Annotated in this window: 18 protein-coding genes; 8 read left to right on the top strand and 10 right to left on the bottom strand. The window is 73.4% G+C overall.

Features of this window, described 5'->3' with window-relative positions:
- Positions 1-11 precede the first annotated feature (11 nt).
- Together Q8R60_19235 and Q8R60_19230 are read right to left on the bottom strand one after the other, a co-directional pair.
- Positions 12-464 carry a hypothetical protein gene (locus Q8R60_19235; GenBank protein ID MDP3714606.1) on the bottom strand — a complete coding sequence of 151 codons (453 nt, stop codon included), beginning with the start codon at positions 462-464 and terminating at the stop codon, positions 12-14.
- A 72-nt stretch (positions 465-536) separates the two neighbouring features.
- On the bottom strand, positions 537-1,031 hold the full coding sequence (locus Q8R60_19230) for an O-acetyl-ADP-ribose deacetylase (protein MDP3714605.1): 495 nt from the start codon (positions 1,029-1,031) through the stop codon (positions 537-539).
- Between the two features lie 606 nt (positions 1,032-1,637).
- Between Q8R60_19230 and Q8R60_19225 the strand changes: the two genes are divergently transcribed.
- Both Q8R60_19225 and Q8R60_19220 read left to right on the top strand, forming a co-directional pair.
- Positions 1,638-2,948: a DEAD/DEAH box helicase gene (locus Q8R60_19225; GenBank protein ID MDP3714604.1), complete on the top strand. Its 1,311-nt coding sequence runs from the start codon at positions 1,638-1,640 to the stop codon at positions 2,946-2,948.
- A gap of 34 nt (positions 2,949-2,982) precedes the next feature.
- Positions 2,983-3,459 carry a YbjN domain-containing protein gene (locus Q8R60_19220; GenBank protein ID MDP3714603.1) on the top strand — a complete coding sequence of 159 codons (477 nt, stop codon included), beginning with the start codon at positions 2,983-2,985 and terminating at the stop codon, positions 3,457-3,459.
- Positions 3,460-3,484: 25 nt separating this feature from the next.
- On the opposite strand, the gene Q8R60_19215 is transcribed toward Q8R60_19220, so the two are convergent.
- Positions 3,485-4,597, bottom strand: coding sequence for an NYN domain-containing protein (locus tag Q8R60_19215; GenBank protein ID MDP3714602.1), 1,113 nt, complete (start codon positions 4,595-4,597; stop codon positions 3,485-3,487).
- A 56-nt stretch (positions 4,598-4,653) separates the two neighbouring features.
- Positions 4,654-5,382, bottom strand: a complete 729-nt coding sequence (locus Q8R60_19210) for a M15 family metallopeptidase (protein ID MDP3714601.1) — start codon at positions 5,380-5,382, stop codon at positions 4,654-4,656.
- Positions 5,383-5,432: 50 nt separating this feature from the next.
- Between Q8R60_19210 and Q8R60_19205 the strand changes: the two genes are divergently transcribed.
- Positions 5,433-9,365 (top strand): SpoIIE family protein phosphatase, encoded by a 3,933-nt coding sequence (locus Q8R60_19205; protein MDP3714600.1) that lies wholly within the window; start codon positions 5,433-5,435, stop codon positions 9,363-9,365.
- A gap of 103 nt (positions 9,366-9,468) precedes the next feature.
- The gene (locus tag Q8R60_19200; protein MDP3714599.1) at positions 9,469-10,326 is read left to right on the top strand and encodes a thermonuclease family protein; all 858 of its coding nucleotides are present in this window, start codon (positions 9,469-9,471) and stop codon (positions 10,324-10,326) included.
- On the opposite strand, the gene Q8R60_19195 is transcribed toward Q8R60_19200, so the two are convergent.
- The 5 genes from Q8R60_19195 to Q8R60_19175 all read right to left on the bottom strand — a co-directional run bounded on the left by Q8R60_19195 (position 10,317) and on the right by Q8R60_19175 (position 15,958).
- Positions 10,317-11,063: an RES family NAD+ phosphorylase gene (locus Q8R60_19195; protein MDP3714598.1), complete on the bottom strand. Its 747-nt coding sequence runs from the start codon at positions 11,061-11,063 to the stop codon at positions 10,317-10,319. The two genes, Q8R60_19200 and Q8R60_19195, sit on opposite strands and share 10 nt — an antisense overlap.
- Complete coding sequence (locus Q8R60_19190) at positions 11,060-11,500, bottom strand: DUF2384 domain-containing protein (GenBank protein ID MDP3714597.1); 441 nt, start codon at positions 11,498-11,500, stop codon at positions 11,060-11,062. The genes Q8R60_19195 and Q8R60_19190 overlap by 4 nt, the downstream gene beginning before the upstream one ends.
- 137 nt (positions 11,501-11,637) lie before the next feature.
- On the bottom strand, positions 11,638-14,259 hold the full coding sequence (locus tag Q8R60_19185; protein ID MDP3714596.1) for a hypothetical protein: 2,622 nt from the start codon (positions 14,257-14,259) through the stop codon (positions 11,638-11,640).
- A gap of 71 nt (positions 14,260-14,330) precedes the next feature.
- Positions 14,331-14,672, bottom strand: a complete 342-nt coding sequence (locus tag Q8R60_19180; GenBank protein MDP3714595.1) for a hypothetical protein — start codon at positions 14,670-14,672, stop codon at positions 14,331-14,333.
- Positions 14,669-15,958: an FAD-dependent oxidoreductase gene (locus tag Q8R60_19175; protein ID MDP3714594.1), complete on the bottom strand. Its 1,290-nt coding sequence runs from the start codon at positions 15,956-15,958 to the stop codon at positions 14,669-14,671. The genes Q8R60_19180 and Q8R60_19175 overlap by 4 nt, the downstream gene beginning before the upstream one ends.
- A gap of 109 nt (positions 15,959-16,067) precedes the next feature.
- On the opposite strand from Q8R60_19175, the gene Q8R60_19170 reads away from it, so the two are divergent.
- Entirely contained in the window at positions 16,068-18,500 is a 2,433-nt protein-coding gene (locus tag Q8R60_19170; protein MDP3714593.1) for an SEC-C domain-containing protein, read from the top strand.
- Between the two features lie 19 nt (positions 18,501-18,519).
- On the opposite strand, the gene Q8R60_19165 is transcribed toward Q8R60_19170, so the two are convergent.
- Complete coding sequence (locus Q8R60_19165; GenBank protein ID MDP3714592.1) at positions 18,520-19,101, bottom strand: Uma2 family endonuclease; 582 nt, start codon at positions 19,099-19,101, stop codon at positions 18,520-18,522.
- A 194-nt stretch (positions 19,102-19,295) separates the two neighbouring features.
- Here Q8R60_19165 and Q8R60_19160 point away from each other — a divergent pair, with 194 nt between their 5' ends.
- The 3 genes from Q8R60_19160 to Q8R60_19150 all read left to right on the top strand — a co-directional run bounded on the left by Q8R60_19160 (position 19,296) and on the right by Q8R60_19150 (position 22,005).
- On the top strand, positions 19,296-21,233 hold the full coding sequence (locus tag Q8R60_19160; GenBank protein MDP3714591.1) for a hypothetical protein: 1,938 nt from the start codon (positions 19,296-19,298) through the stop codon (positions 21,231-21,233).
- Between the two features lie 264 nt (positions 21,234-21,497).
- A complete protein-coding gene (locus tag Q8R60_19155) occupies positions 21,498-21,767 on the top strand; it encodes a type II toxin-antitoxin system prevent-host-death family antitoxin (protein ID MDP3714590.1) in 270 nt (89 codons plus the stop codon).
- Positions 21,768-21,831: 64 nt separating this feature from the next.
- Positions 21,832-22,005, top strand: a complete 174-nt coding sequence (locus Q8R60_19150; GenBank protein ID MDP3714589.1) for a hypothetical protein — start codon at positions 21,832-21,834, stop codon at positions 22,003-22,005.
- Positions 22,006-22,032: the final 27 nt, after the last annotated feature.

Genomic DNA, 22,032 nt, shown 5'->3' with positions numbered 1-22,032 from the left:
CAGCAGGCTGGTCAGTCCGACGAGCCGCACTCCGGGCAGACATCGTCGCCCGCGTCGTCGAACCACGTCGACCCGCCGTGCACCGCGACCAGCATCTGGCCGAGGCCGTCGGCGCACTGCGACACCTCGCGGCACAGCGCCTCGAGCCGCTCCGCCGTGCAGTCCTCGACCGGCAGCACGCCCTCGACGAAGACGGCGTCACCGCGGACGACGACCCTCGCGACCTCGAGGGTGAGGTTCGCGTCGTTGACCTCGCGCAGCACCGCCGCGGTCGCCCGCAGACCCAGGACCGCGCGCGACCACACCTTCAGCCGCAGCCCGTCGGACCGGACGCTGATGAACCACGCCGCGGTCCCCTGCCGAAACGGCAGGTCGCCGTCGCAGTCCTCCACGACCTCCCGCAGCCCCAGTCCCTCACGGACGAGCTCCTTGACGTGCGACCTCGCCATGTCCACGAACGCCATCCGGCACCACCCCTCTCTCGGTGACGAGCATCCCGCGAGGGTGCGACAGGTTCGGGGCGATCCGCCGCCTGCTCAGGGCTCGCGCAGAGCGTCTCCCCACAGCGCTTCCATGCCCCGGCTAAAGGCCACCAGCAGCACCCGGTCGACGTCGGTGGTCGCCGCCCGCAGCGCCGCCACCGAGATCCGCGACGCCTCGTCCGCGGGATAGCCGTAGACCCCCGTGGAGATCGACGGGAACGCCACCGTCCGCGCACCGACCTCGTCGGCCCGAGCCAACGACGAGGTGTACGCCGAGGCGAGCACGCTCGCGTCGGCGGGCCCGCTGTAGACCGGGCCGACCGCGTGGATGACCCACCGCACCGGCGCGAGGTCGAAGGCGGGCGTCACCACGGCGGACCCCGCGGGCACCGGCGCCAGCGGCCGGCACGCCTCCAGCAGCCGCGGCCCCGCCGCGCGGTGCACCGCGCCGTCGACGCCCCCGCCACCGACCAGCGGCGTGTTGGCCGCCGTCACGACCGCCTCGACGTCCTGCAGCGTGATGTCCCCGCGCACCAGCGTGATCTCCACGAGCCGGACCGTACCCCCGGCGTGCTCTCACCAGGGGAAGAACAACGCACGCTGGCGCGTTGTCCCCGATGTCGCCCCATGACGGTGAGACCGTCATGCGCCGGGCCGACCCCCAGACGAAGGATCCCTGTGCCGTCCAGCACGTCCACACCCACGAGCATGTCCACGCCGAGCAGGCACCGTCGCGGAAGCCGCCCTGCCGAGGCCCCCCGCCACGCGCCGGTCCCCGAGACCGCCGCCGCGCGCCCCGCTGTCCTGCGCACCCCCTCCGAGGCCCCGCGACCCGCGACGGCTCCCGAGCCTGGGTCGCAGCCGGGGACTCAGCCGAGCACGCCGCCGTCACGCAGCGGTCGCGGCAACGGCCGGCGCAACGCGCGCGAGGCCACCCGCACCGCTGACACGTCCACAGCCGCAGCCACAGACACAGCTGCAGCCGTGGCGCCGAGCGCAGCCGCGCCGCCGGTCACCCGCCGGCCTGCTCCCGACCGCACCGCTCCGACCGCTGCTCCGACCACCGCCCCGGCCACCGCTTCGGCCACCGCCCCCGCCGCGCCCGCGGCACCGGGCGCGGCAGGCACATCGTGGGCCGACCTCGGCGTACCCGCTGTGCTCGTCGCCTGCCTCGAGGCCGAGGGCAAGTCGGCGCCGTTCCCGATCCAGCTCGCGACCCTGCCCGACACCCTGGCCGGCAAGGACGTCCTCGGCCGCGGCCGCACCGGCAGCGGCAAGACGCTCGCCTTCTCGCTGCCGCTCGTGACCCGGCTCATCGGCGGCCGACGCGCCCCGAAGCGCCCGCGCGCCCTCGTGCTCGTCCCGACCCGCGAGCTCGCCAACCAGGTCCTCGCCGTCGTGCAGCCGCTCGCGAAGGCCGCCGGCCTCACCAGCACCGTCGTCTTCGGCGGGGTGGGCCAGGTGCCGCAGGTGAAGGCGCTCGCGCCCGGCGTCGACGTCCTCATCGCCTGCCCCGGTCGGCTCGAGGACCTCATCAAGCAGGGCTTCTGCGACCTGTCCGCGGTCGAGGTGACGATCCTCGACGAGGCCGACCACATGGCCGACCTCGGCTTCCTGCCCGCGGTCAAGCGGCTGCTCGACAAGACCCCCAAGGTCGGCCAGCGGATGCTGTTCTCCGCGACGCTGGACAACGGCGTCGACGTGCTGGTGAAGCGCTACCTGCACACCCCCGTCACGCACTCCGTCGACCCTGCCGTCTCGCCGGTCTCGACGATGACCCACCACGTCTTCTCGGTGGCCTCCGCCGACAAGGCCGCGGTCGTGCACGAGCTCGCGTCCGGGCACGAGCGCAGCCTGCTCTTCCTGCGCACCAAGCACACCGCGAAGAAGCTCGCCAAGCAGCTCACCGCCGCCGGCATCCCCGCGGTCGAGCTGCACGGCAACCTCAGCCAGGGCGTGCGCGAGCGCAACCTCGAGGCCTTCACCAGCGGCGCGACCCGGGTCCTCGTCGCGACCGACATCGCGGCGCGAGGCATCCACGTCGACGACGTCGCGCTGGTCGTCCACGTCGACCCGCCGACCGAGCACAAGGCCTACCTGCACCGCTCCGGGCGCACCGCCCGCGCGGGCGCCGGCGGCACCGTCGTGACCATCGCGACGCAGGACCAGCTCGGTGACGTCCGCACCCTCACCAAGCAGGCCGGCATCAAGCCCGTCACCGCGATGGTGCGCCCCGGCGACGCCGCGATCACCGACCTCACGGGCCCGCCCGCTCCCCGTGTCGAGCCGGTCGAGCCGACTGAGCCGCCGCCCACGCGCGCTCCGCGCCAGCCCAAGGCCCGGGCCGCGTCCTCGGGCAAGGCGACCCCGAAGGCACCGGGTCGGGGTGCACCCGCCCGGACCCGGGCCGAGCTCGCCGCGCGCGCCGGCCAGCCGCAGAAGCCGCGGTCGACCCGGGGGCGCTAGCGTCCGACGCCACACCGGACCGAGGGAGCGAGCGTTGCGCGTCGACATGGTGAGGGCGTACGTCGAGAGCCTGCTCGAGCGCCTGACCGGCAACGAGAAGGTCGTCGCGGACACTGACGGCGACTACCCGGTCCGCTACAAGGACGCGCTCTACTACGTGCGCCTCATCGGCGAGAGCGATCCCGTCGTGCAGGTCTTCGCGACTGCTGTGGCGGGCGTGCCCTCGAGCCCGGCCCTGCTCGAGAAGCTCAACGAGGTCAACAGCCTCATCCGCTTCGCGCGGGTCTTCTGGGTGCGCGAGCAGGTGCTGGTCGAGTCCGACCTCGTCGGTCAGACGATCGACCCCGAGGAGTTCGACAGCGCCTGCCGCGCGGTCGCGACGATCACCGACCACTACGGTCCGCTGCTCGTGAAGGAGTTCGGCGGGAAGACGTCGTTCGCCGACGAGAAGGCTGAGGCGGCCGCCGACGACAAGCCGCCGGCCTCCCCCGGCACCGGCCTCTACCTCTGACCGGTGGCCGTGCCCGCGCCCGGGCTCAGAGCGCGTCGAGCTTGTCCCAGAAGGCGTCGCGCATGACGACCCGCCAGTCCTGCGGGATGTCGTACTGGTCGAGCCGACGCGACAGGTCGCTGAGCAGCGTGCGGTCGATCTCCGAGGGGATGGACGGCTTGGCCCGCTGCAGCTCGGTCTTGCTGTGGTCGGACGCGCCACGCCACCAGTTGACGAAGACGGTGTCGACGACCTCCTCGACCGCGGCCATGACCCGGTCGTCGAGGACCGGCCGGTGGTGCACGACACCCAGCCCGGTACTGGTGCTGTAGGTCGGGAGGCTGCGCGGCTCGACCGGTCGGACGCGGGGCACGACCGGGCGGATCTGCGACAAGAGCAGCGGTGAGGGGACCTGCGGGGTCGCGGGCTCGGCGACCACCGGGGCGGTCGGCTCGTCCTCGACCGTGACCGGACCGCTGTCCGCCTCGGTGTCGACCGGCCCCTCGTCGACGCCGTCGGTGCGGAGGTCGTCGCCCTCGGCGACAGGGGCGGTCTCCAGCTCGTCGTCGTGCCCCACACCGGCGGCGTGGACCTCGCGCAGCACCGCGGCAGCCGAGCGCTTGACGTGGTCGTCGATGACGAAGGCGTCGACGACGAGCAGCTGGTCGACGGTCATCGCGAGGTGGCGGCTCACGTTGATGGCGTTGCCGTCGGCGTCAGGGACACCGAGCGCCATCACCTGCACGCCGTGGTGCTGGGCCTCTTCGACGGCCTCGCTGAGGTCGTCGTCGCCGGAGACGAGGTAGACGACCTCCGCGACGCGGTTGCGCGACTGGGTGATGAGGTCGAGCGCGAGCTTGAGGTCGACGCCCTTCTGCTCCCCGTTGTAGCCGACCCGGCCGAGCCGGACCTTCACCCGCGGGATCGTCGCGATGTCCTTCTGGTTGCCTGAGGGCGCGCCCTGGCGGGTCCCCGCGTCGTACCAGTGGATGCGCAGCAACGGCAGACCGCACAGCTTCTCCACCTGCTCGGTGAGGGCGGCGAGCAGCGCCGGGACGTCCATCTCCGTGGCGGAGCGCAGCGACGTGCCGGTCACCCGCGTCGACGCCGCGGACATGAGGTAGCCGGCATCGACGTAGAGGCTGCAGTAGGAGCGCATCGCCGGACGCTATCCCGAGCCGGACCCGACGGGCCGAGCCGGCGAGCGCGACCCCCTCACCGGCCGGACTCCGAGAAGTGCTGGTAGTCCTTGCTGGAGCGGAAGCGGCCGCCCCACGACCAGCCGATCGCAGCGAAGGCGCGGTCGACGGCACCGCCGGCGACGACCATGCCCTGGCGGTAGGGCGAGCGGTCGACATAGGCCCGACCCTCGGGCGGAGCGACTGTGCCGTCGCCGTAGACGTAGGGGTTCTCGCGCGGGTTGATGTCGATCGCGGTGCCGTAGGCGTGCCGCGACCAGCCGCCCGACCCGCCGACGACGGCGCGGCAGTTGAAGGCGCTGGTGTTGTCGGCCGCCATCGACTCGTCGTCGGACCCACCGAACTCGTCGACGAGCGTGATCGACCGGATCGGGAAGCCCGCGTCGCGCAGTCGCACGAAGGTCCGCCCGACCTCGTCGGCGACCCGCTGGTGCACGACGAGGTCGCCGCGACGGGACCGTCCGTCGAAGCCGGCGTAGGGCACCGTCACGCGCCGGAGCTGGGCGGGGGCGACCGGGCAGCCGGGTCGCCACGACCGGGGCAGGTCCGCTGCGGTGACCCGTCGGACGGTGAAGGCCGCGACCACGGGAGGTGAGGTGGACGTCGGCACGGCCGTGGGAGTGGTCGCCGGTGCGGCGCTCGAGGGTGCGGCTGCCGTCGGGGCGACCCACTGCGCGACGGGGCCACCCGAGCAGGCCGTCACCGCGAGCGCAAGCCCGAGCAGCGCACATCCACGGCGGACCACCCGCCGACCCTACGTCGGTTCGTGCGACCGTCGGATTACGCTTTCTCACGATGGCCGACGACGACGTGAGCACAGTCGCCTGGGACGTGATCGCCTCGCCTGCGGCCGTGCCTGGAGTCCGGGCGCGCGTCCGCAAGACCTTGGCCGACTGGGATCGGGCGCAGCTCACCGACGACGTCGAGGTCGTCGTCAGCGAGCTGCTCGCCAACGTCGTCCTGCACGCGCCGGGTCCGGCGCGCGTGTCGCTCGCGCGCGAGCCCGACGGGCTCCTGCTCGAGGTCACCGACACGGGGGCGGCGATGCCCGCCCCACGGCTCGCATCGGACAGGAGCACGACCGGCCGGGGGCTGGGCCTCGTGACGAGCCTCGGCGAGGCCTGGGGCTGGAGCCCCTCATCGACAGGACCGGGCAAGTCGGTGTGGTGCCGCTTCGGCGCGCAGCCGCGGACCGTCGGCCCGGAGCTCGACGTGGACGCGCTGCTCGCCGCCTTCGACGACGAGCAGGTCACCGGGTTCGACGTCGAGGTCGGCTGGGCACCGACGGAGGTGGTGGCCTCCGCCAAGGACCACCTCGACGGCCTGCTGCGCGAGCTGGCGCTGGCGGAGAGCGCCGTCGGTGGCGCGCTCCCCCGTGACGTCGTCGAGCACATCACCACGGCCGTGGCTCGCTTCGCGGAGGCACGCGCCCAGCTCCGACGGCTGCTCACCCGGGCCCAGGCAGACGGGGAGCGTCGCATCCTGCTGCGGTTCACCCTCCCCGCCGAGCTGGCGGACGCCGGCGAGGACTACCTGCGGGCCCTCGCCGAGACCGACGCCCACGCCCGCGACCGCCGGATGCTCAGCCTCGAGTCTCCTGCGGCGTTCCGCGTCCTGCGCGAGTGGTACGTCCGCGCGCTCGTCGACGGTCTGCGGCGGGCGTCGTCCGGACTCGCCCCGCAGGAGCCGCCGACCTTCGAGGACCGGCTGCTCGAGGACCTGCAGGAGATCGACCGTCGGGCGCGGCGGGCCGAGCTCGCGGCGCTGCTGCAGCACGTCACCGCGCAGCTCGCGGCGGCCGACTCTCTGGAGGAGATCGCCCGCATCGCGCTCACCGAGGGAATGACCACACTGGGGGCGACGGGTGGCACCCTGTCCCAGCCGCGCGCGGACCGGCTCGAGGCGGTGCTGCAAGCAGGCACCGACGAGGCGCTGAGGCAGGTGCCTGGCCGCCCGGGACCGTCGGCGGAGGCGCTCCGGACCGGCGCGCCAGTCTTCGTCATCGGCCCCGACGAGCGCGAGGCCCTCTTCCCCGGGCTCGGCGAGCACCAGCCCGGGGTGCAGGCCCTGGCGGCGCTGCCCCTCGAGGTCGCGGGTGTGCGCGTCGGGGCGCTGCGCCTCACCTGGTCGTCACCGCGGCTGCTGACCGAGCCCGAGCGTGCCTACCTGGAGGGGCTCGCCGCGCAGACCGCGCAGGCCGTGGCCCGCGCCGATGCCCTGCGCCAGCTCACCGAAGCAGATGCGCGCAACGGCGCGCTCGCCCGGCTCGGCGAGCGGCTCGCGACCGACCAGAGCGTCGCCGGTCTCACCGACGCGGTGCTCGACGCCGCCGTGCCCCTGCTCGGTGACTGGGCGCTCGTCCACGTCGTGGAGCCCCCCGGCGGCATCGCACTCGTCGCCGGACGGCATCGCGACCCGCAGCTGACCGCGTCGCTGAACGCGCTGTTCCAGCGCTTCGAGGTCACCACCGACCAGCCCTATGGCGCCGGCCACGTCATCGCGACCGGACGCACCCAGCAGCTCCCCGAGGTCGACGACGACCTGATCCGGGCGCTCGCGCCCGGCGACGAGGACCTGCTCGCCGGCGTCCGGGCGAGCGGGGTGCGCACCGGGTTCGTCGTACCCCTGGTCGATCGGGGTGTCGTCCTCGGTGCTCTGTCCGTCGGACGCATCGACGACCCGTTGTCACCCGAGTCCGTCGCCATCGCCGAGGACGTCGGCCGTCGGGCCGCGAGCGCGCTGAACGGCTCGCGGGCGGTGTCGACCTCGGTCCGGCTGGAGCTCGCCCTCACCGCGGCACAGGTGGGGTCCTTCGAGATGCTGCTCCCCGGCGGCGAGCTGGAGTGGGACGACCGGCTGTTCGCGATGCTCGACATCGACCCGGCGACGTTCGACGGCACCCTGGCCTCGTTCTTCGCCAGGGTGCTGCCCGAGGACGCGGAGCGCACCGCTGCGGCGATCGCGGCGGCAGTCGAGACCGTGGGTGAGCTCGCGGTGGAGTACCGCGTGCTGCTGCGCGACGGGTCGATCCGCTGGCTCGAGGGACGCGGGCGGGCGCTGCCCGGCCCCGACGGCACAGCGGAGCGGCTCGTCGGGGTCGCGGTCGACGTCACCGCACTGCACGACCAGAGCGCCCGCGCGCGACGGACTCTGGAGCTGATGGCCGACGGGTTCTTCCAACTCGACCTCGACTGGCGGTTCGTCTACGTCAACGCCCAGGCCGAGGCGATGCTCGGCCGTCACCGTGGCGACCTCGTGGGCACCTCGCTGTGGGAGAGCTTCCCCGAGGCGATCGGGTCGGACTTCGAGGTGCGCTACCGCGAGGCGGTCCGCACCGGCGAGCCGCAGCGCTTCCAGGCGCAGTTCGCACCGCTGGGTACGACGTTCGACGTCCGTGCCTTTCCCGGATCTGAGGGGCTCGCCGTCTACTTCGGCGACGTCGGGGAGCGCCTCGCCACCGAGCTCGAGCGCGACCGCGCCCTCGAAAGGCTGCGGATCCTCAACGACGTCGGTGCATCGCTGACCGCGACCCTCGACCTCGACGAGGCCCTGACCCGGCTGGCCGAGCGGCTGATCCCGGTGCTCGGCGACCTCGTCACGGTCGACCTCGCCGACCAGGAGCTGCACGGGGGGCGTGGGGTGGTCGTGTCCGACGACGAGGCCCAGGCCGACGCGATCCGCCGGGCCGAGAAGCGGCTGCCCCGCCGCGAGAACCCCAAGTCGTCGGTGGCGCGTGTCCTGCGTGGCGAGCCGATCGTGCGGATCTCGGCGTCCCGCGGCTACCTCGCGAGCGTCGCGGTCGACGACGACCAGCTCGCCGCCTACGTCGAGATCGACCTGCGGCACGCGCTCGTCGCCCCACTGGTCGCCCGGGACCGGGTCGTCGGTGCGCTCACCGTCAGCCGCACGGGGGACGCTGCCCGTCCCTACACCGAGGACGAGGAGCAGCTCGTGCTCGAGCTGGGCCGGCGGGCCGGCCTCATCGTCGACAACGCGGCCCAGTTCCACGCGCAGCGCCGCGTCGCCGAGACCCTGCAGCGCTCGCTGCTCCCCGAGCTGCCGACCCTCGACGGACTCGGCTTCGACGCCGTCTACGAGCCGTCGAGCAGTGCGGCCAAGGTCGGTGGTGACTGGTACGACGCGTTCCTGCTGCCCGACGGCAGTGTCGGTCTGGTCATCGGTGACGTGATGGGCCACGACATCACCGCTGCCGCCGCGATGGGACAGCTCCGGTCGGTCCTGCGCACCTGCGCCGCCGACGGCGACGAGCCGGCCCGGGTCGTCGACCGGCTCGACCGGCTGGTGTCCGGCTTCGCCATGGCCGACCTCGCGACCGTCGTCTACGCCCGGCTCGTGCCCCTGCCCGGTGGCGGCGCCGAGCTGTCCTGGAGCAACGCCGGCCACCCGCCTCCGCTGCTGCTCGTCCCGGGGCGACCGGCCCGGTACCTCAGCGGCGCCGCGTCCACGATGATCGGCGTGGAGCTCGCCGAGCCGCGCGCGGCGGCCCTCGAGCTGCTGCCCCCGGGCTCGACCCTGCTGATGTACACCGACGGTCTCGTCGAGCGCCGCGACGCCGACCTCGACAGCGGCCTCGACCTCGTCCGCGCCACCGCCGAACGACTGGCCGCCGAGACGACAGTCGGGCTCTGCGACCGGCTTCTCGCGGCCGTGCGTCCTGAGGGCAGAAGTGACGACGTGGCCCTGCTCGCGGTGACCCTCACCGCCTGAGACCCGCGAGCGCCCCTCTGACAGCCACGGCCACCTGGCGGTCGCGACACACCCGCACGGAGTAGCAGACCCGGGCACCTGGGCGAGCGACACTGCCCGTGCCATGTCGAAGACCCGAGTCGTGAAGAAGACCGGTGCCGCCGTGATCGCCGTCCTGCTCGGGCTCGGCATCGCCGGCCAGGGCGACGAGCAGCCCGACAGCCGCGACGCCGCGAGCTCCTCGTCCCCGACTCCGACCGTGACACGGGCCGTCGAGCAGACGACCGAGGTGGTCGTGCCGGTCACGGACACGACGCCCGCCGAGACGGCGGCGCCGTCGCCGGCCGCGACCCGTGCGCCCTCCTCCGCACCCTTGCTCTTCGCCGCGTCCGGCGGCGACGGCGACTCGTGGAAGGACCGGTCCGGCAGGGAGTACCGCCTCGGTCTCGTCAACGCCCCCGAGACCGGCGAGTGCTTCGGCGCGCAGGCGACCGCGCGCCGCAAGGCGCTGGTCCGCAGCGGCTTTCGCGCCCGCAGCTACGCCACCGATCGCTACGGCCGCAGCGTCTCGCTCGTGGCCCTCGCCGACGGGCGCAACCTCAACGTCCTGCTGGCCCGGGAGGGCCTCGTCGACGACCGCTACCTCGCCGAGTTCCGCCACGAGTACGAAGCCCTTGCCGCCCAGCTCGACGCGGCCTTCGCCGAGGCCAGGCGGGCCGGACGCGGACTGTGGGGCGGCTGCCAGACCGAGACCTCGCCGCAGGGCTTCGCCGCTGCCCCGCCCGCGCAGCCGGCGAGCGACTGCCACCCCGACTACGCGACCTGCATCCCGGTGAAGGGCGACGGATCAGGCAGCGGTGAGGCCAACGACCTCGACTGCGGCGACATCCGCCAGCTGGTGCGCCTCCGCCAGATCGGCGTCGATCCCTACCGGCTCGACGGCTCCGACGACGACGGCCTGGGCTGCGAGTCCTACGCCTGAGGCGGTCCCAGCTCGGTGACCTCCGGGCGCGCGGAGCCGGACCAGGTCAGCCGCCAGCGCGACCCGAGCCGGACCGGGGGCAGCAACGCCGGGCGGAAGACCACGACGCAGGTCCCGCCGGCATGCCGCACGGACGGCCACACGACCCCCGCGGCTCCCTGTTCCAGCAGTTCGAGCGCGAGCCGCTGGCTCGCGATGTAGGAGACCGGGTCGAGGCACGGCGCGGTGCGGCGCGAGCCGTCGCGCAGGTCGGCGACGTGGTCACCGCCGACGTCGCAGCGGAAGTCCTGCCACTCCCCCTCGTCCTCCCAGACGTCGATCTCGGCCAACGCCACCGCACGGTGGTGGGTGACCTCCTCCAGTGACGTCTCGACATCGATCCCGGCGTACCACGCCCCTCGCGACTGGTCGTGGAAGCGCCCGCCCTGCCCGGGGTAGGCGAAGGCTCCGTTGACGACCTGCGACCAGTCGACGTCGTAGACGAGCTCGTGGGTTCCGAGCGCGAGCCCGGGCAGGTCGGCCTGCGCGCGCAGCCGGTCGTTGGTCGCCGCGGCCAGCGTCGTCAGCGCCGCGATGTCGCCGTCGGGGTCGGCGCTGTCGGCGTCGACGAGCGCCGCGAGGTAGGGCTCGGTCCTATCGACGTAGGTCGCCGGGACCAGCCGGTGGGTCCCGCGCCAGTCGCCCGTGGTGAAGACCGGCCACGGCGTACGCCGGGACGCGCGCGCGGCCGGGCTCACAGACCGCCGCGCCGCCCGTCGAGCAACGCCCGCACCGCGGCCATCGCCGGGATCCCGCCGGCCTGCATCACCTCGAGGGGGGTCCGCCCGGCGAGCAGCGGGTTGGTGTTGGGCAGCCGCACCCAGCGGTCGGCGAGTGCGCGCGAGTGCAGCGCGCGCAGGGCCGTGAAGACGCCCAGCAGCAGCGAGACGCGGGTGAGGCGGTCGGTGCCGAGGTCGGCCGGCGGGCGGCCGGCCTTCCACGCGAACCACGTGCTCGGCGGGATGTCGCCGAGCAGCCGGCACACCTGCTCGTTGGTGAGCTGCCAGTGCTGCGCCAGCTGGACCACGCCCCGGACGGCAGCGGGTGTGAGCTCGCGCCGCGCGGCCGCGTCACCGAGGTCGGGCAGCAGCGGCACTTCGTAGCGGCTCGCCGGAGCCATCAGCAGACCAGTCATCGGACCTCCAGAACCAGAGTATCATTCCTCTCGATCTGGACACTCTGCGTCCGATCAGCGTGCGTTGGTCGTGAAGACCGCGTCGCAACCGGCGGGCAGGCTGCTCGCTCTGACCGCTGTCACCGAGCGAGCGCCCCCTACGGGACGCCTACCCCGTTGAGGGCGCCCAGGGTGCCCTCCTGCTGGATCGGGACGAGGGTCTTCTTGTCGAGGTCGACCATCGCCACCGGCGCCAGCACCGGGTTGGGCGGGTCGAGCAGCGGGTGCAGGGCACCCGCCGCGTCCTCGAGCTGCAGCAAGCCCTGGAGCGCCTCGCTGTAGGCCCCGGGAGCCGCCAGCTGCACGATCGTCGCCGCCCCCATGTCCTTGACCAGCGTGCTCGCGAACCCCTTCTTGTCGCGGGTGTCGACGCTCTGCAGGACGAGGACCTCGTCGCCGTCGAAGCCATACAGGGGGAGGTCCCAGATCCGCGTGTCGAGCCCGCGCAGCTGGGGGGTGTCGACCCGCAGCGAGGGGACGTGACGGGACGCCTCGAACAGCACGGACAGGTAGTAGTTGCGGTTGCGGTTGACGTGACGGAACAGCGGATCGTGGGTGGTGTCGACGAGGTGAGCGCTCGTCGGCAGCGCGATGGTCGCCGTGTCGCTGCGCTGCGTCGTAGACGCCGTGAGCCCATCAGCGGGTAGGCCGTCACCCGGGCGCACGATGAGGTCAGGTCGGCCTGCGGTGGAACCGTTCATCCAGATCCGGATTCGGGTCACCTGCACGCTGCCCGAGGCGTAGAGCGCGTCGGAGAGCCCCTCCCACCAGCCGCCCCGACTCGGGATGACGGCCTGTAGCGAGAGCTCGAGCAGATCGAGGTCGGCAGGCAGCGTCGGCGGGATGTGCATGCTGATCCGCTCCGACCCGCTCGCCGCCCGCAGGCTGATCCGTCGACGGGTCTCACCGAGGTCGAGCGTCAGCGTCGCCCCGATCAGGGCGCTGGTGTAGTCGACCTCGAGGTGCACCGTCGTCACGGGCAACCCACCCGCGAGCCGGGTCGAGACCGCCCGCGCGAGGGTGTCGAAGTGCGGCGCGAGGCGCGGCTCGAGCAGGGCGGGTTGGAACCACCGCCGCAGCTCGACGATGTCCTCGTCGCTGAAGACCGGGACCGATGGGTCGCCGGCGAGGTCGAGCCGGTAGGGGGCGACACCGACGACGTCCTCGACCCGGCTGACGACGGCGTAGTTCTCGTACATCGTCCAGCGGATGAGGTTGGTGACGCGCGACAGCAGCGGGCTGATGCTGTCGACCGTCTCGCGGGTCTCCGAGCTGAGGTCCTGCACCAGCTGACTGGCAGTCGCGATCGCGGTGTTGACCGACGACTGGGCGGTCTGCAGCGCGGAGTTGACCACCAGCGAGGTGTCGACGTCGGTGGAGGTCGACGCGCTCGACAGCACCGTCGAGCCGGTCGTGGTCGACGCGGAAACCCCCGCGCCGCCCCCGAGCAGGCCCCCGACGATCGCGCCGACCGGACCTGCCACGAGGCCGCCGACCACCGCACCGATGACGCCCCCGGCCGGGTTCGACAGCCCGAGCCCGGCGCCGACCCCCGCGGTCGCGCTCACCGAGTTGCGCGTCGCGACGTTGACGACGGTGTCGATGCTCGATAGCTGCGACAGGGTGCTGCGCGTGAGGGAGAGCGCTTCTCGTCGTACCTCGTCCACGGCCCGCTCGGCGCTGCTCCGGGTGCGCTCGAGAGTGCTCGAGACGCTGCTGAGCACCTGTCCCGGGTCGAGCGAGGTGACCTGCTTGAGCTCGCCCAGGGTGTAGCCCAGGAAGACCCACTCCTGGCGCAGGGTCACGAAGTAGCGGCGGCCGTCAGGCCCGGTGCGAGCCACCGTCATCGCCTTGATGACGGGAGTACGACGACCTCGGAAGTCGGCGCCCGTCGAGGAGGCGGCGGTGTTGCCGAGGATCGGGTCGCGGGTCGCGCCGCGGAGCCGGACGATCGCCTCGGCCAGGGCGGGGGTGAAGTCCGAGGGCAGCCGCTCGAGCGGGTCGTCGCCGAGGGGTGGCGGCAGGACGGCGCCGGCGGCGTCGGTGAGCAGGGCGGGCAGCGCGTCGAGCTCCAGGTCGGCGACGGCGTGCTGCAACGACGCCGGCACCGCGACGTCGAGCGCCAGCGTCGTACCGATGACCTGGATGGTCGCCTCGACGTCGGGCACGGTGCCAGCGCTGTCGGGAGTCGGCGTCGGCAGCCGCAGCAGCACAAGACCTCCGTCGTCGGTGCGGGTGCGGTCGAGCAGCTCCTTGGTGCCCTTGGCGACCAGCCGCACCTCGATGCCGCGGCGCGTGAGTCCGGCCTTGTCGTGCACGAAGCACAGCACGACCTTGGCGTGCCGGCCGTCGCTCGCCAGAGTCGCCGAGCTGGTGAGGACGTGGGTCCGGCCGAGCAGGTCCGAGAGCGCGTTGCCCGAGCCGGCCGGCTCGGCGAACAGCCCGTCGCGCACGTGCAGGTCCTGCAGAAGCATGGTGCCCGCGATCGCGACCCGCCGGATCGAGGTGCCACCCGCGTCGAGCTGCAGGACCTGCTCCTCGACGGCCCGCTCGACCGCGGAGCCGACGGCCTTGCTGATGCTCGGGTCCTCTCGGAGCCGCTTCGACGCCTGCTCCGCGACCTGGGCGAGGACCTGCCCGCTGAGGTCGGCGGAGATCCCGGTGAGGGAGTCCACCTCCGCCGGCGTGTTCGTGACGGTCTTGCGCGTGGTGCCAGTCATGGGAGGTCCTTCCGTGGTCCACCGACGGGGCAGAGGACACCCTGGACCCGCACCCGGCCACCAGGTGTCGGCTACCCGACAGGTGGCAGCTCCCGAGCCAGTGACCGGGGGCCGACGACGTCCCCGCCGGCCGCGCGGACCCTCTCTGCCAGCCCACGGTCGGCGGTCACGACCGTGACGCCCGGACCGGCCAACGCCGCAAGGGCGTCGTCACCCGACCCCGGCGCGTGCACCACCGTGACCAGGCCGACCACGCCCTCGGGCACGCCGGCCCGCGCGGCTCCCTCGAGGACCACCGTGCACTCGCGGTCGGCGAGCCGCTCCACCAGTCGCCGGGCCGCACCGGCCCGGTCCTTCCACCACCCGTCCGGCACGGAGCCCACGACGTTGGCGGCGTCGATCACGAGCGTCACCGGGCGGCCGCGACCAGGTCGACGATCTCTCCAACTCCCGGGCCCTCGGCGTACCCCGGTCGCCACCCCCCGCGCACCAGCCCGCGCACCTCGTCCTCGACGGCGGCGAGCGAGGACGGCGGCGCGTGCATCGCGAGGTACTGCTGCACCGCCGGCATCAGGCCGTCGTGCTCTGCCGCCGCGTCGACCGCGACCCCGGACGGCAGGACGCCCTCGGGGTCGAGGTCCTCGCCGGCATAGCGCCGCACGATCCAGTCGTCCTCCACGAGGTGGTCGGCGAACCACGGCCGCACCTGCGCCTCGCACCAGGCGTCAAAGGCCCGTGACGCGTCGCGGTCGTCACCGACCTCCAGCGCGTCGAGCAGCGCCTCGGCCTGCCAGAGCCCGAGCGTGACGCCGCGGCCCGCCGACGGGTTGGTGGTGCAGACGGCGTCGCCGACGAAGAGCAGGCCCGCGGGAGGCGTGCCTTGGCCGCGGTAGGTGTTGGTGAGGGTCCCGCCGCGCATCACCGGCGTCAGCGGGACGGACGCCGCCGGGTCGGTCCACGGCGCGAGGTTGGGGATCGCGGCGACCGCCGCCTCGAAGGCCGCGGTGTCCCACAGCATTTCCAGCCGGGGGTCGTCGGACGCGCGTACGACGAGAGCCGACATCGTGCCGGCGTCCTGGGGGAAGGCGATCGCCTCGTAGCCGTCGTACCGCGCCCCATGGGGCAGCCAGGAGCGGAGCGGCTCGACGCCCGGCCGGGTCTGGTACATCCGCGAGACGTAGGACTGCCCGCACGGCCCGCCCTCCACGGGTGGTCGCCACTGCTCACCGAGGTCACCGCGCCGGCCGTGCGACGCGACGACGCGGTCGACCGCGAGCGCGCCGCCGTCGACGACGAGACCCGCGACCCGGTCGCGCTGGACCACCACCGACTCGGCGAAGCCGGTGAGCACCCTGATCCGGTCGTGCTCGAGTGCCCGGCGGAGGGCGGCCTCGAAGGTCGAGCGCCGACATGCCAGCGTGGTCATGGACGGTGGCATGCCGGGCAGCGGGTCGTTGACCACTCCCCCGGCGGCGACGACCGCGTCCCACATCGTCGGCACCCGCTCCTCGAGGACGCGACGCACGTGATGGCGGAAGAAGTGCGGGTGCAGGAACTGCATCACCCCGCGGCGCGGCCAGCTGCCGTCGGCGGGAGGGCCGGCGTCAGGGTCGACGAGCACCACCTGCTCCCCGCGCTCGGCGAGCGCGAGTGCGACCACCATCCCGACCGGTCCGGCCCCCACCACCGCTGTCGTCACGCCGCCACTCTGCTCGCTCCGCGGCCACCTGTCACCGACTGCGGCACGACCCCACGGGGTGCGGTGCCGCGCGGTGGCGGTCGGCGCCGGTGCTCCTAGGGTGTCGCTCGTGCCGACGATCGCCGAGACCTGTGCCGCGCTGCTCGCCGAGCACGGGCCGCTCACCCTCGACCGCCTCACCGAGCTGGCTGTGCAGGCTGGCGCCACGAAGGCGAAGAAGCCGCGCAAGGCCGTCGAAGACGCGATCGACAGGAGCCCGCTGGTCCTGCGCGTCGGCGAGGACCGCTTCGTCGACACCGTCACTCTCTTGCGCGACCGGGTGCTGACCCACCGGGTCACGACCGAGGAGCTCGCACAGGGCTGGCTACCGATCCACCCCGACCTGTCCGCGCTGGGGCTGCGGCCGCACTGGACCTGGGAGAGCGACCGCGGGCCGGTCGACGTGGAGCTCGGGGACGAGTTTCTGTGGCGGCTGCGTGGCGCGCCGGGCTGGCTCGACGACCTCGCCCCCGGCGACCTGCTGGGCGTGAGCCGGGTGAGCGACGAGCTGCGCCTTCAGCGGGTGGACGGACCCGTGGCCGAGCCGATGACCGATGCGGCCCTGCGGGCCCGTCTCGAGCAGGTCCTCCAGCCCTTCGACGACGACGACGTGCCGAGCGCCCAGCTCGCCTACCAGGTCCACGTCGTCATGGACGCCCTCCCGCGCTCCTTCACCGAGCCGGGCCCGCCGGTGTCCGAGCGGATCGGCGACGGCTTCGAGACCTACCGCGACGAGGTCGGTCGGGCCGGCACCGACTGGGCCGAGGCGGACCCCTTCTTCGGGCGCTACCGCTTCCGGGAGGACCGGCTGGGCGACGACGTGCTCGACGTCGCCGCGGGCTGGCGGCTCACCGACGACCAGGCTGAGCAGCTCGTCGAGCTGGTCCGGGCCGCCGACGACCTCGGCGAGGGCACCGGGGTCGACGAGCTGCGGGCGCGACGGCTCGCCGCCACCCTCGACGAGGAGGCGCTCGGCGAGGCACTGCTCGTCTGGTCCCGCACGTCCGGCGAGCCGGCAGCCATGCTCGAGCTCGGGCAGCTTCTCGCCGCTGCGACGCGTGGCAGCGCCGCCGCGCTCTGCCTCACCCTGGCTGCCACGGCCGCCGAGGAGCTACGGGACAACCTGCAGGCCGAGGAGCTCGTCGCCGCTGCCCTCGCCGCCGACCGGACTCACTACGAGGCGCACGCGCTCGCCGCCCGCTACGCCTCGGACCGCGGCGACGCCGCCTCCGCGCTTCGCCACTTGCGAGCACTCGGGCTGGGTCACGACCACCCCGACGTACGCCGGATGGCGCGCTTCGCCGAGCCGCCCTCGACAGCGGTGGGCCGCAACCAGCCGTGCCCCTGCGGGTCGGGCCGCAAGCACAAGGCCTGCTGCCTCGGCTCGCTGCGCCACCCGTTGGCCGACCGGGCGGGCTGGCTGTGGCAGAAGCTCGCGGAGTGGTGCCGCGAGCCGCAGAACCGCGAGATGGTGCTCGACGCGGCCATGACCCTGCGTCCCGACCTCGACCCGCACGAGCAGGTCGCGATGGCCATGACCGACCCGGTCGCCCTCGACCAGGCGGCCTGGGCCGACGGCCTGGTGCTGGACTTCGACGACGCGCGTGGTGACGTGCTGCCCGACGACGAGCGCGAGCTGCTCCGGCAGTGGTACGGCCGACCGCTGCGCCTCGTCGAGGTCGTCTCCACCCGCCCCGGCACCAGCTTGGTCGTGCGCGATGGCGACGAGGAGCTCGAGGTGCGCGACCGCGCCGGCTCCCGCAGCGTGAGCCCCGGCGACCTGGTGGCGACCCGACTGCTTCCCGACGGCGGTGGAGCCACCATCGCGAGCGCCGTCGTCGGCGTCCCGCGCGCGCAGGCCGCCGGGCTGCGCCACCTCCTCGCGAGCAGCGACGACCCCGATGTCGGCTTCGCCGAGTGGTACGCCGCCGCGCACCGCCCGCCGGACATGCGCACCAAGCGCGGCCACGAGCTCGTCCTGTGCGAGGCGCGGTGGGACGTGCCGCCCGGCGCGCTGTCGCGACTCGAGGCCGAGCTCGGCCCCGCCCACGACGGCGCCGTCCACCTCGTGGACGGCGAGTCAGGGGTCGCGACACTGTCGATCGAGGGCAGCACCTTGACCGTCACCACGATGTCGCGCGAGGACTACGCGACCGCCGCCCAGCTCGTGCGCCGGCTGGTGCCCGGGGCCGAGGAGGACGACCTGCAGGCCGTGCCGGCGGCCGCGCTGATGTCCGGCGAGGTCACGCCCCTGCGCCGCAAGCCCAGCGGGCCAGACCTCGCGCAGGACCCGGCCGTGCTCGCCGCGGTGCGCGAGCGCATCGAGGCCTACGAGCGCGAGTGGGTCGGCGAGCAGATCCCTGCGCTCGGCGGCCTGACGCCGCGCGAGGCGCTCGACGACCCGACCGCCCGGCGGCTGCTCGAGCAGATGCTCGGCGACTGGCCCGACGACGACCAGGGCATGAGCCCGACCCGGATCCGCGCTCTGCTCGGACTGAGTTGATCGTTGCGCCGACGCAGGGTCACCCGTCGAGCGCGGTGAGGTCGATCTCCAACTCGCCCCACGGGACGGGCAGCCTGCCCTGACCCGTCACCGCCGCAGCCGCCAGCCAGGACGCACCGCTCAGGACGAACGGGTGCACCGCGACCACCGGCTCGAGCTCTACCCGCCACATCATCGGCACCCGCTGCTCGGCGTACTCGGCAGGCTTGGACAGGCGGTCGGTGCGCCGGCTCGACGCGCTGACGATCTCGACGACGAGACCGACGTCCGCCGCCGTGTAGGCCAGGGCGCGCCTGTCGTGCGCCGCCTCCCGGCGCACCACCATCAGATCCGGGACCCGACCGTCGCCGCCGTAGTCGAACAGGCTCTCGTAGACGACCACCCACGCGCTCGGAGCTGACCGCCGAAGCTGCGCCATCAGCTCCGCGCCGACCGTCTGGTGCCAGACGGGGGGCGGCGGGCTCACGACGAGGTTGCCGTCGAGGACCTCGTAGCGGCGGCCGTCGGCGGGAAGGTCGGCCAAGGCAGCCACCGTCCAGCCACCCGCCCGGTCACCCACGCCCATCCGCCCATGATGCCTCCCACCCAGCCGCGTCGTCACGACCCGGATGCTGACGGCCGCCGCGCCATCGCGACGACCGTGAGCGCCAGGATGTGGACGCCTTCAGGTGCCTGTGGATGAGGACAGCTGCGCGGGCTGCCGGACTCAGAGGTCGATGACGGCGAGTCGCCGACCGGCTCCTCCGGCCGCGTCAGGGGCTGGTGCGGAAGCGGTCCGCGTGGAATAGTGAAACCATGCTGCAAACCCGCTGTGGACGGATCCGCCCCCGCTTCCCGCTGATGCTCGCCCTCGGGCTGAGCGTCGCGACGATGGTGCCGACGGCGCTTGCCGCCCCCGCGACGCCCCCTCCCCCGCCCGTGCAGCAGGGTCCGCTGGACACCCCGGCCGACGCCGCCGAGGCCGCCGGCTTCGAGGACCGCATCGCCGACTTCTTCTCCCCCACCGCGCGGCTGCGCGAGGCACCGGGACCCGACGACCACGGCCAGGTCTACAACCTCGTCTACGCCACCACCGACCGCGTGCCCGGCCAGGAGGTCGGCACCTCCGCCGCCGGCGACTCCGCTCTCTACAGCGGCAACTACCTGGCCGGTCAGGCCTACCGCTTCGCCCTCGCGAGCAAGCGCCTCGAGGCGCTGACCGCTGACCGCGCCGCCTACCTCGCCGCGAACCCCCAGGCCGACAACGGCGGCAACAACGGGGTCGGCACCGGCGGTGCCGGGCTCCAGGTCCTCGACGCCGAGATCGCCCGGTGGCAGGTGGAGCAGCGCGACGCCAAGCGCAAGGTCGACGTGCTGACCCGCCAGTTCCACATCCTGAGCAACATCTCCAAGGCCTGGGACTACGAGTTCGCGCCGAAGGCCAACGGCCACGACATCGACCCGCGCGACCCCCAGCAAGCCGCGGCCGGCGCGCAGGCCCTCGTCCAGGACGCCCCGGGCATCGTCGCCGGCGGGCCAGGCAGCGTCACCAAGCGCGGGTTCGTCGACTACGGCGGCGGCATCATCCACGGCGAGCCCGGGCTGCTCTTCCGAGCCTGCTCGCGCGCCGACGACCCCGACGGCTTCAACTTCGCGAAGAACGGCGAGCGCGCCTTCGGCCCGCTGCGCTGGGACGACGGCCACGACTACTACTGCCTCGGTGGCACCTCCCGCGACGCCTACGCCGGGACGACCTTCGGCCTGTCGACCGCCCTCGAGCTCGTCGGCCCCTCCGACCCCGAGCTGGCCCGCCGCGTCGCCGGTGACCTGATGGCGCTGACCGGCTTCGCCGCGAAGTACCTCTGGACCACCCCGCGCCCGCACGGCACCGTCGTACTCGTCCCGCTGTCGCCCTACGGCCACGACTTCGACCACGTCATCTCGCCGCTGTTCGTCTACGTGCCGTCCGCCCGCCTCAACATGGCCGCCGTCGCGCGCTACGCCTCGACCGTCGCCGGCACCGCCGAGCAGAAGCTCGACTTCGAGCGGATCTACCGCCAGGAGATCGCCGGCCAGCTGCCGCAGCTCACCGCCTCGATGCTCGTCGACGCCGCCGAGCCGCACGCGAGCTACTACAAGTTCCACCTCAACCACATGACCGTCTTCGACCTGTGGCGCCTCGACTCGGACCCCGTCGTCCGCACCGCCGCCGCCCAGGCCATGGGCGCGATGCAGGCCACGACCGGCGACGACCAGAACCCCTTCTACGAGGGCATCGCCTACGCGATGACGGGCGACCCCGAGCGGCTGACCGAGGCCGTACGCCACCAGCGCTCCTACATCGACTACTTCCGGGCGACCGAGGCCAGCAACCACCTCGTCACCAACTCCACGAAGTGCGGCTCGACCGTGACGGACCCGAGCAGCGGTACGCCGTACGACCTCACCTGTGTCCTCACCGACGAGACGCGGGTCATCACGACGGCGCCCGACGGCACCCGCACAGAGGTCGTCAAGCCGGGGACCGGCACCTCGCGGCGTGCCCTGACCGCGCTCCCGATCGCGATGCGCAAGTCGGCGGACTTCATGTGGCAGAAGGACCCGACACAGCTCGACGGCGGCTTCAACAACCCCCGCTACGCCAACCCCGGCTACGACTACCTCACGACCCACTGGATGCTCCGCTACTACTCCGAGGTCGTCCGCCCGGCGCTGATGCCCTTCCCGCCGTCCGGAGCCCCGACCTTCCAGTGACGGTCGCGGGCTGCACCGCCCGCGTTGCCCAAGCCGCCCACCGTTCACGCCGTCCTCCGCCACCCCGCCCGCTGTCTCGGGTCAGGCTCCGCGCTCTGACGCGGAGGATCAACCGAGACGCACCGCGCATCAGCACGCCAGCGGCTGTCTCGGGTCAGAGTGGTCGCTCTGGCGACCCCATCTGACCGAGACCCACCGGCGCACGACCCGCGGACGTAGCGCCGGCCGTGCCCAAACGAATTGCCAGATTCATACGCTGCAGTGATGGACGTCGCGGTCTCCGAACTCCGGACCCACCTGTCTGCCTACCTGGCCCGAGTCCGGGCCGGCGAGCAGATCGTGGTGACCGAGCGCGGCCTGCCCGTCGCTCGCCTCGTGGGGATCGACACCGACGATGCTCTCGAGCGTCTGACCGCGGAGGGCGTCGTCAGTCGCCCCGCGGCTACCCGACTTCCAGCCGCGGGCGTCGCGCGTGTCTCGCCGACGGGCTCGGTGTCGGAGCTTGTCGCCGAGCTGCGTCACGGCTCGAGGTAGGCCCGAGGCGACTCAGGCCCGAAGGGGGTCCGTCCACCGCAACCCGGGGAAGCGCTGGAAGTCCGTGTCGCACGAGCACAGCTCCGCGCCCTGCTCGATGGGTGGGCACCGCTACTGGGGCAGCGGTGCTTACGTCTGGAACAACGACGGGGACGCGGCGACCCTGCGCAACGCAGCCGGCTCGACCCTGGACACCTGCAGCCGGCGCGGCGGCTCCCCCGGCTACACCGCCTGCTGAGCGGCGTGCACTGCAACCGGCATCACC

It is taken from the genome of Mycobacteriales bacterium (assembly GCA_030697205.1).
Lineage (GTDB): Bacteria > Actinomycetota > Actinomycetes > Mycobacteriales > SCTD01 > JAUYQP01.
Note: the sequence above shows the minus strand (reverse complement) of the source record. Positions and strands in the feature narration are given on the sequence as shown.

Bases quoted from the DNA above. Each gene is read 5' to 3' on its own strand.
- Q8R60_19235 (MDP3714606.1), bottom strand. From the start codon at position 464: ATGGCGTTCGTGGACATGGCGAGGTCGCACGTCAAGGAGCTCGTCCGT.
- Q8R60_19215 (MDP3714602.1), bottom strand. From the start codon at position 4,597: ATGCGCTCCTACTGCAGCCTCTACGTCGATGCCGGCTACCTCATGTCC.
- Q8R60_19205 (MDP3714600.1), top strand. From the start codon at position 5,433: ATGGCCGACGACGACGTGAGCACAGTCGCCTGGGACGTGATCGCCTCG.
- Q8R60_19200 (MDP3714599.1), top strand. From the start codon at position 9,469: ATGTCGAAGACCCGAGTCGTGAAGAAGACCGGTGCCGCCGTGATCGCC.
- Q8R60_19190 (MDP3714597.1), bottom strand. From the start codon at position 11,500: ATGACTGGTCTGCTGATGGCTCCGGCGAGCCGCTACGAAGTGCCGCTG.
- Q8R60_19185 (MDP3714596.1), bottom strand. From the start codon at position 14,259: ATGACTGGCACCACGCGCAAGACCGTCACGAACACGCCGGCGGAGGTG.
- Q8R60_19160 (MDP3714591.1), top strand. From the start codon at position 19,296: ATGCTGCAAACCCGCTGTGGACGGATCCGCCCCCGCTTCCCGCTGATG.
- Q8R60_19155 (MDP3714590.1), top strand. From the start codon at position 21,498: ATGGACGTCGCGGTCTCCGAACTCCGGACCCACCTGTCTGCCTACCTG.